Origin of the sequence: Streptomyces pyxinae (assembly GCF_024756275.1) — a bacterium.
Lineage (GTDB): Bacteria > Actinomycetota > Actinomycetes > Streptomycetales > Streptomycetaceae > Streptomyces > Streptomyces pyxinae.
This window is the reverse complement of record NZ_JANUGQ010000003.1, coordinates 125,188-137,123: the sequence shown is the minus strand read 5'-3', so window position 1 is coordinate 137,123 and position 11,936 is coordinate 125,188. Positions and strand designations below refer to the sequence as shown.

Sequence of the window (11,936 nt, the reverse complement as noted above, 5' to 3'; positions counted from 1 at the left end):
CGGTGGCCCCGGACCGTACGGGCTACGCCGAACGCGGCCGGCGGCCCCGGAGCCGCACGCGCACGCGGGCCGGGCTTCCCGGAGTCGTACGCGGCAGGCGCCCGGGGCCCGCAGCCGTCGCGGTACGGGGCCGGCCGGCGGCGCCGGAGCCGTACCCGCACGTGGGCCGGACTCTCCGGAGCCGTCCGCGGTACGTGGCTCGACGGCCCGTCGTCGTACGCCATACGCGCCCGGCGACCCGGGCCCCCGGGAGGGGCGGGCCGCCGGGTGGGTGGCGTCAGTTGGTGCCGATCTTGGCCAGCAGGTCCACGATCCGCGACTGCACCTCGGCGCTGGTCGACCGCTCGGCCAGGAAGAGCACCGTCTCGCCGGACGCCAGCCTCGGCAGCTCCGTCCGGTCCAGGCTGGCGGCCGTGTAGACCACCAGCGGCGTCCGGTTCAACTGCCCGTTGGCGCGCAGCCAGTCGATGATCCCGGCGCGCCGGCGGCGGATCTGCATCAGATCCATCACCACCAGGTTCGGCCGGATCTGGGCGGCCAGGGTGACCGCGTCGCCGTCGGTGGCCGCGTGGGCGACCCGCATCCCGCGCCGCTCCAGCGCCGCCGTCAGGGCGAGGGCGATCTCCTCCTGCTCCTCGATCAGCAGGACCCGGGAGGGGTGCTGTTCGCTGTCCCGGGGTGCCAGCGCCTTGAGGAGTACGGCCGGATCGGCGCCGTACGCGGCCTCCCGGGTGGCCTGCCCGAGCCCGGCCGCCAGCAGCACCGGGACCTCGGCCGCGACCGCCGCCTGACGGAGCGACTGCAGGGCCGTCCGGGTGATGGGACCGGTCAGCGGGTCCACGAAGAGCGCCGCCGGGAAGGCCGCGATCTGCGCGTCCACCTCCTCGCGGGAGTGCACGATGACCGGCCGGTAGCCCCGGTCGCTCAGCGCCTGCTGGGTCGAGACGTCGGGCGCCGGCCAGACCAGCAGCCGGCGCGGGTTGTCCAGCGGCTCCGGGGGCAGCTCGTCGTCGACCGGCTGCGGCACGGGCTCGTTGGCCACCTCGACCGCGCCGCCCGGGCCGTCCAGCGGCTCGGGACCCTCGTCGGCGTTCTCGTCGGGCGCGCCGATCTCGTACGCCCGGCCGCCCGGTCGCGGGGCCAGCCGGGGCCGTTCGGCTGCCGGGGGCTGAGCGCCCGCCCCCGGCTGGGGCCGGGCCGCACCCGGCCGGGCGGGCGCGGGGGCCGGCTGGGGCGCGGTCGCGGGCTCGTCCTCCGGGGGCGTGGCCAGCTTCCGGCGGCGGCCCGAGCCCTGCGGGGGCGTACCGGCGGCCGGAGGCGTACCGGTGGGCGGCGTCGCGGCCTGGGCCGGGGTGCCCTGCGCCGGAGTCCCGTGCGCCGGGGTGCCGTGCGGCGGAGTGCCCTGGCCGGGGTGCGGGGCGGCCGGCTGCGGTGTGGTCGGCTGCGGGGCCGGGGCGCCCGGTGCCGCGACCGGCCGGCCGGTGCCCGGGTGGACGAACGGCACGCCCTGACCCAGGGTGCGCACGCTGAACTCCCGCCCCTGGGTGGAGTCGGCCGGCGCCTCGACCGGGAGCGGCTGCGTGCCGGAGGCGGCGGGGCCGGCCGGCGGGGGCGCGGTGGGCGGCAGCGGTACGGAACCGGTGCCCGCGCTCGTCGGCGCGGCCTCCGGTCCGGTCGCGGGGGCGGTGTCCGGGGCCCCGGCGCCCGGCTGCCCGGGTACGGGCGCGGGCGCGCGGCGCCGGCCGGACGGGAGCGGGTGCGGCTGGGGCGGGGTGTGGTCGTCGTCCGGGGCGGTGCCGGCCGCGTCGTGGCGGGCCGCCTCGTCCGGACGGCGGTCGGCCGCGGCGGGCGGCAGGGCGAACGGCGAACGGGCGGCGCCCTCGGGAGCCACCGGCGCCTGGTCCCGCTCGTGCGCGGCGGCCAGCGCCCGGCGCGCCCGGCGACCGCCCGGCGCCTCGGCGGTCCCGGGGGCGGGCGTTTCGGCACCGCCCGGAGGCAGGGCGGGGCCGGCGGGCAGGGCCGGGAGCGGCTCGCCCTCGCGCCGGGCCCGGCGTCCGGCCGGCGGCACCGGTACCGGACCGGCGTCGGCGGGCATGCCCTGCGGGGGCACCGTCTCGCCGAGCGCGGCACGGCCCTGGGCGCTCTCGGCGGCCGTCAGCACCGCGCCCTCGGCGGCGACTTCGCCTCCTGCCCCGGGTGCGGCCCCGGAACCGGGGGCAGCCGTCTCGGCCGGGCTGGGGCGCCCGCGCCGGCGGCCGGTCGGCTCGGTGGCCGCGCCCTCCGTCCCGGCGGGCGCGCCGGCGGGCGCACCGGCCGGCTCGGGGCGCGCCCGGCGCCGGCCGGTCGGTTCGGCGGCCACCGGGTCCTCGGCGCGTACCGGGCTGTCCAGGAACGCGTCGGTCGAGGCCCGCCGGGCCCGCCGCCGACCGCCGCCCGCGGTACCGGACCCCGGCGATGCCTGCGCGGGCACCACCGGCGTCCCGGCCGGGCCGGCCGGGGTGACGACTGGACCGGCCGGCCCGGCCGGAGCGGTGACCGGGCCGCCCGGGACGCCGGCCGGGGTGGCGACGACCGGGCCGGCCGGGGTGGCGGCCGGAGCCGTGTCCGGGGCCCCGCCGGGCGAACCCGCCGCCTCCCGCGCCTCCGCCTTCACCGTGTGCGGCACACCGGTCGTGTCGCCGTCCGCCGGCGCCGCCCCGCTCGCGGGGACCGGCGCTCCCGGGGCCACCGCGCCGGAGCCGCCGCCGAGCGGTACCTCCAGGACATAGGCGCCCGCGCCCGCCCCCGGCACCTCGTGGGCCTGGACCACGCCGCCGTGCGCCGTCACGATCCCGCGCACCACCGGCTCGTGGACCGGGTCGCCGCCGGCGTACGGGCCGCGCACCTCGATCCGTACGACCTCGCCGCGCTGTGCCGCCGCGACCACCACCGTGGTGTCCGCGTAGCCGCCGCCCGGCACCGCCCGGGCCGTACCGGTGGAGTCGACCCCGGCCACGTCCGCGATCAGATGGGCGAGCGCGACCGACAGCCGGGCGCCGTCCACCTCGGCCTCGATCGGCGGGGCGTGCACCGCGAACTGCACCCGGCCTGGGCCGATCAGCTCCACCGCGCCCTCGACGCCGGCCGCCACCACCGCGTCCAGCAGCGCCTTGTCCTTGTGCAGCTCCTCGGCGCCCGCGTCCAGCCGCTGGTAGGCGAGCACATTGTCGACAAGCGTCGTCATCCGGGCGTACCCGGCGGACAGATGGTGCAGCACCTGGTTGGCCTCGGGCCAGAGCTGGCCGGCCGGGTCGGCGGCGAGGGTGCCCAACTGCGCCCGGAGCCGCTCCAGGGGGCCGCGCAGCGACCCGGCCAGTACGGCGGTGAGCTGGGCGTGCCGGGCGGTCAGCTCGGTCTGGTGCCGCTCGGCCTCGTCGTACCGCTCCTGGAGCCGCTCCAGCGTGACGGCGCTCCGCTCGCTGCGGTCGGCCAGCTCGGTGGCGTGCTTCTCGGTCAGCGCGGCGAGTTCCGCCTCGTGCTTCCCCGTGAGCTCCGCGAGCGCGGTCTCGTGCGCTTCGGTGAGCTCCGTGAGCTCCGCCTCGTGCCGGGCGGCCTGCTCCTCGTACGGCCGGCGGTCGGTGAAGGTCATCACCGCGCCGACCAGCTGGTCGCCGTCCCGGACCGGGGCGGTGGTCAGGTCCACCGGCACCGCCGAGCCGTCCTTGGCCCACACCACCTGGTTGCGCACCCGGTGCTTGCGGCCGGAGCGGAGGGTGTCGGCGAGCGGCGACTCGTCGTACGGGAAGGGCTCGCCGTCCGCCCGGGAGTGCAGCATCAGCGTGTGCAGCTCCTTGCCGCCCAGCTCGCCGGCGCGCCAGCCGAGGATCTGCGCGGCGGCCGGGTTGACCAGCACCACCCGGCCGTCGGTGTCCGTGCCCACGACCCCCTCGGCGGCGGCGCGCAGGATCATCTCGGTCTGCCGCTGCGAGCGGGCCAGCTCGGCCTCGGTGTCGAGGGTGCCGGAGAGGTCGCGTACGACCAGCATCAGCAGCTCGTCGCCGGTGAAGGTGGGGGCGGGCGCGCCCTGCGGGGCGTACGCCTCCCGGCCGTCCTCCAGGCTCGCGCTGGTGACCTCGACCGGGAACTCCCCGCCGTCGGTCCGCCGGGCGATCATGCGCGCGGGCTTGGTGCGGCCCCGCGCGTCCGCCGCCTCGGGGCGGCGCATGGAGCCGGGGATCAGCCGGGAGTCGAACGCGGGCAGCAGATCCAGCAGCCCGCGTCCGACGAGCGCCGTGCCCGGCGTCTCGAACATCTCCAGCGCGATGGTGTTGGCGTTGACGACCGTGCCATTGCAATTGACGAGCACCAGCCCGTCGGGCAGCGCGTCGAGTATCGCTGCGAGGCGAGCAGCGCCTCGGGATGGCCTGCTGCTCACGACGACGCTTCCTCCCACTGACGTACTGCGGCCTGACAGTGGCGCGGGTCCCGGGCGGCCGGGACCGCGTCACTGGAAGGGAGTCTAAGGGCAGCCGGTGAGGGCGTGGCGGCGGTTGTGTGCCGGTCCGGCTAGGACCGGGCCATCGGCAGCACCGGCTTCATGGCGTCCCACCTGGAGATCTCGCACCCATTGCTCCGGTCGAAGTGCGCGTCCACCGGCCGGCCCTGCCAGGTGCCGGTGACATGGGCGGTGGCCGGGCCGCCGTACTGCATGGTGCACATCCGGGTCTTCGGCACCGGCGTGAACGGGTCCTGGCCCTCGTCCGCCAGCTCCTCCAGCCGGTCGCAGGCGCCCTGGGCCTTCGGGTGGGTGCCCTCGGCGGTCCGGGCGCCGCAGGTCAGCTCGAAGGTGCCGTCGGCCATGGGGTTGCCGCTGTCCTTCACGGTCACGGTCAGTTTGTCCGGGCCCGAGAACAGCGGCAGCGGCAGCGGCCCGATCGCCCCGGCGGGCGCGGCGGAGGCGAGCGAGCCGGCCCCGAGGGCGGCGAGGGTGGCGGCGGTGGTCAGGACGAGTCGGCGCAGCATTCGAACTCCTGGGGTACGGATCCGTACGGGAGGCACCCGGCGCTCCCACCCGTCTAACGCCGCTCGGGCCGAGGCGTTGCGCAACCGCGGCGACCCGGCCGCCCCGGCCGGGACGGGCGCGCCCCGGCCGGGACGGACACCGCCGGCGGACGATCACCGGCGGACGCCGCCGAATGCTTTGCCCCGCACCCCGCCCGCCTAGTACCGTGTAGTGCGATTGGTGACACGCCCTGTGGCTGTGCCATCATCTGCATCGCACCATCCGCGCTCGCGCGGGTGGTCTGGAGGCGTCGCCTAGTCCGGTCTATGGCGCCGCACTGCTAATGCGGTTTGGGTTTTACCGCCCATCGAGGGTTCAAATCCCTCCGCCTCCGCAGCACGACCCGAAGCCCCGGCCCACTCGGCCGGGGCTTCGGCCATTCCGGGGATCTTCGGGTCGTTTTCGCAGGTCAGGCCGGGTGCGACCAACGGATTTCGCGCTACGGCCCAGGTCATGTAATGTTGTTCCCGCAACGCCGACCGGGCCGAAAAGCCCGGAAGGAAGAGCAAGTGAGTGGCTCAGGTCACACGCACTCGTAGCTTAACGGATAGAGCATCTGACTACGGATCAGAAGGTTGCAGGTTCGAATCCTGCCGAGTGCACAGCAGGCGAGAGGCCCCCGGGATCACCCCGGGGGCCTCTCGCGTGGGGCCACCTTCGGATGAACCGGGGGAGCGGCCCGCGGGACGTCCGTCCCGGGTGGCCCGAATCATTCGCCGGGCCGGGTGCGTCTGGTCGGGCTCGCTGGCCGGACGGGGGTCGCCGCGGACCAGGCGCGCCGGTCGCGGGCGGCTGTGTAGAGGGCTTCCACCTGTCCGGGGTGAAGCTTTCCGGTGACGCGCCCATAGGCCGTCAGGTCGCGCTCCCTGAGCGCTCGTACGTCGCGGAGCGTGGGGACGACGTCGAGGCGGGCGGGGCGGACGAAGACGAGCAACGGGGTCACGTCGACGGGGAAGCCGGTGGCGCGTTCGAGTGCGCGCTTGACGGTGGCGGCCTCCTGGCGGCTCTTGCGGAGGTAGGGGCGGGGTTCCCCGTGGTTGACGCGGACCGCGTGGTCACCGACCCAGACGGCTTTGGCGGGGTGGTGCTTGGTGTTGAGGGAGAAGACGCCGCCGGGGCCGATCAGGAGGTGGTCGATGTCCCAGGTGGGGGAGAGCGGTATCGAGTGCAGCGCGTGCCAGCCGTGCCGTTCGAGCCGTGCCAGCTCGCGGCCGACGAGCTTTTCGCCGCGCAGCCCGGTCGTCCAGGGGCCGGCGGGGACCGGGCGCCCCAGCAGCCACCTCAGGCAGCGCAGCAGGACGGCCGGGGACTCTTCCCTGGCCTTCGGCCGGAGAAGGTCGCCGGGGCGGTGGAGGGCCAGGTCGTGCTCGGGGTAAAGGGGCGGTGCGGGTGATGCGAGCGGCGCGGGTGGTGCGACCGCCGGCCGGGGACCGGAGGACGGTGGGCCGGGGCGGGTGGCGGGCAGTGGGCCTGGACCGGGGCCTGGGCCCGGGCGGGGGGTGGAGAGCGGTGGGCCGGGGCGGGTGAGGTGGGGGGCCAGGGCGTCCAGGATGGCCGACCGCAGGAGTTCGTCCTTGACCTCGACGCGCCCGGTCTTCCGGTCGAACCAGGCGACGGTCCGCCCGCCCGGGGCGTTCACGTACAGCCGATCGTGCCCGTGGCGCCGCCACTCCGACACCCGCAACTCGCCCATGCTCCGGCCCCCCAAGCCCCCGTACGTCCGGCGCCACCATCCGATCAGGACTGCCGCCGGCGCACAAGAGCGCCCGTGTGGATCCGGCCTTCCCGACGGCGGCGCCTCCGTGGCCGACGCCGGCCGTCGCCGCTCGGTGCGGGGGCCCGCCGGACTCCGGCGCGCTGTCCGGCTGTTCGGGGGCCGGTGCCTCCGTGATGCCGTCGTACGGTGCCCCGGCCGACGGGCCGTCCGCCGAAGCGGTTACGGCCTGTTCGGCGGGGACATCGCCGCTCCCCGGCCCGGCCCCGGTGGCCGGCAGCGGCTGTGGCGACGGCGGGTCCAGCAGGGGCGACAGGCGTGATAGAGGCAGTGGGGACCGCGGGGGCGACGGGTGCGGACCACGCCCTGCGGCTGCACGCCGATGGACTCGTTCCTCAAGGGCACCCTCGTCTCCGGCCTCATGTCCGGCCGCCCCTTCTCGGGCAAGGCGGTGCCGACCAAGGACGTGCGCCGGTGTTTCAGCAGCGGCGTCAGCTAGGTGACGGGACGCGGCGACCTCACCATCGGCTGACCCCGGACGGCCGGTGGCGGGCCCGCCGGAGGCCCGGACGGACGGGACGGGCGGGTCTTAAGGGCTTTCACAGGAAGGGGAAAGGGAGCTCTCAGGGTGCCCGGGGAGGCTGCCGGACATGACCGCTGTCGCCGAACCACCGCTCCGGGTGCTCGTCGTGGACGATGAACCGCCCGTCGCCGAGCTGCTGTCCATGGCCCTGCGCCACGAGGGCTGGGAGGTGCGCGGTGCCGCCGACGGGGCGGGCGCGGTGCGCGCGGCCCGGGAGTTCCGGCCCGACGCGGTGGTGCTGGACGCGGTGCTGCCCGACATGGACGGCCTGGCGGCGCTGGCCGGGCTGCGGCGCGAACTGCCGGGCATCCGGGCGGTTTTCCTGGCCGCCGCCGCTTCCGGGAGCGCCCGGGTCGCGGGGCTGACGGCAGGCGGGGACGACTGCGTGACCAAGCCGTTCCGGCTGGAGGACGTCGTGGCCCGGCTGCGCGGGGTGGTCCGGCGGTCCGGCGCCGGGCCGGCCGGGGCGGCGGCACTGGTGGTCGGGGATCTGGTGCTGGACGAGGACGGCCGGGAGGCGGTCCGGGGCGGCGTCCCCGTCCATCTGACGGCCACCGAGTTCGAGCTGCTGCGGTTTCTGATGAGGCATCCGGGCCGGGTGCTCAGCAAGGCGCAGATCCTGGACCGGGTGTGGTCGTACGACTTCGGCGGTCACGCCAACGTGGTCGAGCTCTACATCTCGTATCTGCGCCGCAAGATCGACGCGGGGCGGGAGCCGATGATCCACACCCGCCGGGGCGCGGGCTATCTGATCAAGCCGGCGGGGCAGGGGACCAGGACCGGAGCCGGGGCCGGTGCGGCGGCAGGGGCGGGTGTCTGAGCAGGGGTGAGACCCGGGACCCGGGGCGCGGGACCCGCGCCGGTCCCGGAGCCGTTAGGGCGGGGGCTCGGCCGGGGCGCGGAAATTGACTTGTACGGTGTACAGGGAGCGCTTGTACGGTGTATGACGCTCGTTGCCCGTACGCCGTACAAGGAGTTCCCGCGTGCCCCGAACGACGCCCGCCACCGGCCATCCGCAGCGCTGGCTGATCCTCGGGGTCATCTGCCTCGCCCAGCTCACCGTGCTGCTCGACAACACCGTCCTCAGCGTCGCCGTCCCCTCTCTCACCCGGGAGCTCCACGCCTCCACCGCCGATGTGCAGTGGATGATGAACGCCTACTCCCTGGTCCAGTCCGGGCTGCTGCTCACCGCGGGCAACGCCGCCGACCGCTACGGGCGGAAGCGGATGCTCCTCGCCGGTCTGGCCCTGTTCGGCGCCGGATCGCTGGTGGCCGGTCTCGCCCAGTCCTCCGCCCAGCTGATCGCCGCCCGCGCCGGGATGGGCGTGGGCGGGGCGCTGCTGATGACCACCACCCTCGCCGTGGTCGTCCAGATCTTCGACGACACCGAGCGCGTCCGGGCCATCGGCATCTGGTCCACCGTCAGTTCGCTGGGCTTCGCGGCCGGCCCGCTGCTCGGCGGGCTGGTGCTCGACCACTTCTGGTGGGGCGCGGTCTTCCTGATCAACCTGCCGGTCGCGGTCGTCGGTCTGGCCGCGGTCGCCGCGCTGGTCCCCGAGTCCCGTCATGCGCAGGGCGACCGGCCGGACCTGCTCGGCGCGCTGCTCTCCACGGTCGGCATGACGGCGGTGGTGTACGCGATCATCTCCGGCCCGGACCACGGCTGGACCTCGGCGCGGGTGCTGCTCTCCGCCGCCGGCGGGCTGCTGGTGCTCGGCCTGTTCGCCGGGTGGGAGCTGCGCATCCCGTACCCCATGCTGGACCTGCGCTTCTTCCGCGACCGGCGGTTCACCGGCGCCGTGGCCGGCACCATTCTGGTCGCCTTCGGCATGACCGGCTCGCTCTTCCTGCTCACCCAGCACCTCCAGTTCGTGCTCGGGTACGGTCCGCTGGACGCCGGGCTGCGTACGGCTCCGCTGGCGCTCACCGTGGTCGTGCTCAACCTCGGCGGCCTGGGCGCGAAGCTGGTGGGCCGGATGGGCACCCCGGGGGCGATCGGCACCGGAATGGGCCTGGTCGCGGCCGGGCTGGCGGCCATCGCGCTGCTGGGCGGCACCCATGGCTACCCCGGGATGCTGCTCGGGCTCGTGGTGATGGGCGCCGGGGTCGCGCTCTCCATGCCCGCGATGGCCAACGCGGTGATGAGCGCCATCCCGCCGGAGAAGGCCGGGGTCGGCGCGGGCATCAACGGCACCCTCGCGGAGTTCGGCAACGGGCTGGGCGTGGCCGTCCTCGGGGCCGTGCTCAACGCCCGGTTCGCGGCGCTGCTCGGGGTGTCGGCCGCCTCGCTGCCGGCGGCCCTCGCGGCGGCGGACGGGCCGGGCGAGCGGGCGGGCGTCGCGGACGCCTTCGCCTCCGGCCTGGAGACCAGCCAGCTGGCCGGCGCGGTCGCGGTGCTGGCGGGCGGACTGCTGGCGGCCCTGCTGCTCCGCCGCGCCGAGCGCCGGCCCGCCGGGGCCCGCCGGCAGACGAAGCAGGCGGAGAAGCAGGAGGAGCCGGAGGACCGGGAGGCCGCCCCGGCATAGCATCGGGAGGCCAGCGACGAGGAGGTAGAAGCTCATGGTGCCGCCCCCGGCCGACCGTACGAAACGCCCGCCGCGGACCAGTGTCTGGCTGGACGCCGACGGCGCCCGGGGCCGCCGGGCGGAGGGCGGCCGCCGGGCGGAGCCCGCCGAGCGGGAGCGCGGCGCGCTGGACCGCGACCGGATCACCGCCACCAGTGTGCGGCTGCTGGACGACGAGGGCCTGGCCAAGTTCTCGATGCGGCGGCTGGCGGCGGAGCTGGACGTCACCGCCATGTCGGTCTACTGGTACGTCGACACCAAGGACGACCTGCTGGAGCTGGCCATCGACGCGGTCTTCGGGGAACTGGAGCTGCCTGCTCCGGACGCGCCCGGCGGCGACTGGCGCGACGACCTGCGGGCGCTGGCCGTCGCCTACCGGTCGCTGCTGGTCCGCCACCCGTGGGTGTCCCCGCTGATGGGCGACTTCCTCAACATCGGCCCGCACGCGATGGCGTTCGCCCGGTGCGTCCACCGCATCGTCGCCCACACCGGGGTGCCGCCGCACGGGCAGACCGGGGCGATGTCGGCGGTCTTCCAGTTCGTGTACGGCTTCGGCACCATCGAGGGCCATTTCAAGCGGCGCTGCGAGAGCGCCGGGATGACCCAGGACGAGTACTACCAGCAGGCCATGGCGACCATCGGCGGCCGCCCCGAACTGGCGCGGACCTTCGCCGAGGCCACCGAGATGATGGTGGCCCGGGGCGGTGACACGGTGGAGGAGATGCGCGAGCGCGACTTCGACTTCGCGCTGCGGCTCCTCGTCGCGGGCATCGAGGCCATGCGGGACGACCCGGCGGGGCGGCGGCCGCGGAACTGAGCCCGACGGAGCCCGCCGGCCGCCCGGCCCCGGCCCAGCCCTGGCCACCTGCCCCAGCCCCGGCCACCGACCCCCGCCCCGGCCACCGACCCCCGCCCCGGCCACCGGCCCCCGCCCCGGCCACCGGCCCCCGCCCCGGGCAGGTCACGCCCGGCGGCCGGGGCGGTCACGCCTGGGGGCCGGACGCCCGGATCGCTTCACACCCGGGCCGTCCGGGGCCGGGATCGGCTCACGCCTGGGGGAGGTCCCCCTGGACCGCCTGGATGTCCAGCTCCACCCGCAGGGTGGTGCCGATCGCCGAGATGCCCGCCTGCACCACCTGGTTGTAGTTCATCGCGAAGTCCTCCCGCCGCAGCTCCGCCGTCGCGCGGAAGGCCGCCCGGACGCCGCCCCACGGGTCGGGGCCGGTGCCCAGGTAGGTGAGGTCCAGGTCCACCGGCCGCTCCACGCCGTGCAGGGCCAGCACGCCGTGAACCGTCCAGCGGTCCGGGCCGGCCGGCGACAGCCCGGAGCTCCGGTAGGTGATCTCCGGGTACGTCTCCACGTCCAGGAAGTCCGGCGAGCGGAGGTGCTTGTCGCGCAGGCCGTTGCCGGTGTCCACGGAGGCCGCCGCGATGACCGCCTCCACGCGGGACGCGGCCAGGTCCTGGCTGATCTCGATCCGGCCGCCGAAGTCGGTGAACCGGCCGTGCACGCTGGAGATCCCCAGGTGCTGGGCGACCGCGCCGACCGAGGAGTGCGCCGGGTCCAGCGACCAGGCCCCCGGCGGCGGCAGCTCGACGCCGCCCGCCCTGGCCAGCACCACCGTGCCCACCTCGGCCCGCCCGCTCGCCGTCACCAGCGCGGTGGCGGCGGCCGGGGCGTACCCGACGGCGGTGACGACCACGGTGTACGGGCCCGGGGCCAGCGCCTCGCCGGTCCGGACCGCGCCGTCCGCGTCCGCCGCCGCCCGCAGCACCTGGGCGCCGGTCATGTCGGTCACGGTCACCACGGCGTGCTGGACCGCCCAGCCGTCCCGCGTCCGTACCTGTGCGTGCAGTCCCATCCCGTTTTCTCTCCTCGGTACGTGTCGGTACGTGTCGCTGGGAAGTGTGAAAGTCCGGCGGCCGGAAGTCCGGCGTTCCGTCCCCCGGAGGCCCGGAGGCCGGAAACCCGCCGGTCCGGCGGTCCGGCGGGCACCGGAGTGTGAAAGCGCTGAAACGCGCCCGGGCCGCCGG

Annotated in this window: 8 protein-coding genes and 2 tRNA genes; 6 read left to right on the top strand and 4 right to left on the bottom strand. The window is 76.2% G+C overall.

Annotated elements, in window-relative coordinates; translation table 11 throughout:
- Positions 1–277: 277 nt before the first annotated feature.
- Positions 278–4,414: a PAS domain-containing protein gene (locus tag NX801_RS05470; protein ID WP_258785834.1), complete on the bottom strand. Its 4,137-nt coding sequence runs from the start codon at positions 4,412–4,414 to the stop codon at positions 278–280.
- Between the two features lie 131 nt (positions 4,415–4,545).
- Positions 4,546–5,001: an SSI family serine proteinase inhibitor gene (locus tag NX801_RS05465; protein WP_258785832.1), complete on the bottom strand. Its 456-nt coding sequence runs from the start codon at positions 4,999–5,001 to the stop codon at positions 4,546–4,548.
- 283 nt (positions 5,002–5,284) lie between these two features.
- On the opposite strand from NX801_RS05465, the gene NX801_RS05460 reads away from it, so the two are divergent.
- Positions 5,285–5,375: transfer RNA gene (locus tag NX801_RS05460), tRNA-Ser, on the top strand.
- A 195-nt stretch (positions 5,376–5,570) separates the two neighbouring features.
- Positions 5,571–5,643 (top strand) — tRNA-Arg (locus tag NX801_RS05455).
- 107 nt (positions 5,644–5,750) lie between these two features.
- On the opposite strand, the gene NX801_RS05450 is transcribed toward NX801_RS05455, so the two are convergent.
- Positions 5,751–6,734, bottom strand: coding sequence for a nuclease-related domain-containing protein (locus NX801_RS05450; protein ID WP_258785829.1), 984 nt, complete (start codon positions 6,732–6,734; stop codon positions 5,751–5,753).
- Between the two features lie 373 nt (positions 6,735–7,107).
- Here NX801_RS05450 and NX801_RS05445 point away from each other — a divergent pair, with 373 nt between their 5' ends.
- The 4 genes from NX801_RS05445 to NX801_RS05430 all read left to right on the top strand — a co-directional run bounded on the left by NX801_RS05445 (position 7,108) and on the right by NX801_RS05430 (position 10,719).
- Positions 7,108–7,254 (top strand): hypothetical protein, encoded by a 147-nt coding sequence (locus NX801_RS05445; RefSeq protein WP_258785828.1) that lies wholly within the window; start codon positions 7,108–7,110, stop codon positions 7,252–7,254.
- A 151-nt stretch (positions 7,255–7,405) separates the two neighbouring features.
- Positions 7,406–8,158 (top strand): response regulator transcription factor, encoded by a 753-nt coding sequence (locus tag NX801_RS05440; RefSeq protein ID WP_258785827.1) that lies wholly within the window; start codon positions 7,406–7,408, stop codon positions 8,156–8,158.
- 163 nt (positions 8,159–8,321) lie between these two features.
- The gene (locus NX801_RS05435; RefSeq protein WP_258785826.1) at positions 8,322–9,863 is read left to right on the top strand and encodes an MFS transporter; all 1,542 of its coding nucleotides are present in this window, start codon (positions 8,322–8,324) and stop codon (positions 9,861–9,863) included.
- 34 nt (positions 9,864–9,897) lie between these two features.
- The gene (locus NX801_RS05430) at positions 9,898–10,719 is read left to right on the top strand and encodes a TetR/AcrR family transcriptional regulator (protein WP_428986065.1); all 822 of its coding nucleotides are present in this window, start codon (positions 9,898–9,900) and stop codon (positions 10,717–10,719) included.
- A gap of 229 nt (positions 10,720–10,948) precedes the next feature.
- Here the strand turns inward: NX801_RS05430 and NX801_RS05425 are convergent, their stop codons facing one another.
- On the bottom strand, positions 10,949–11,764 hold the full coding sequence (locus NX801_RS05425) for a YceI family protein (protein WP_258785825.1): 816 nt from the start codon (positions 11,762–11,764) through the stop codon (positions 10,949–10,951).
- Positions 11,765–11,936 lie beyond the last annotated feature (172 nt).

Excerpts from the sequence above, each read along its gene's own strand:
- NX801_RS05465 (WP_258785832.1), bottom strand. The coding sequence starts at position 5,001 with ATGCTGCGCCGACTCGTCCTGACCACCGCCGCCACCCTCGCCGCCCTC.
- NX801_RS05450 (WP_258785829.1), bottom strand. The coding sequence starts at position 6,734 with ATGGGCGAGTTGCGGGTGTCGGAGTGGCGGCGCCACGGGCACGATCGG.
- NX801_RS05440 (WP_258785827.1), top strand. The coding sequence starts at position 7,406 with ATGACCGCTGTCGCCGAACCACCGCTCCGGGTGCTCGTCGTGGACGAT.
- NX801_RS05430 (WP_428986065.1), top strand. The coding sequence starts at position 9,898 with ATGGTGCCGCCCCCGGCCGACCGTACGAAACGCCCGCCGCGGACCAGT.
- NX801_RS05425 (WP_258785825.1), bottom strand. The coding sequence starts at position 11,764 with ATGGGACTGCACGCACAGGTACGGACGCGGGACGGCTGGGCGGTCCAG.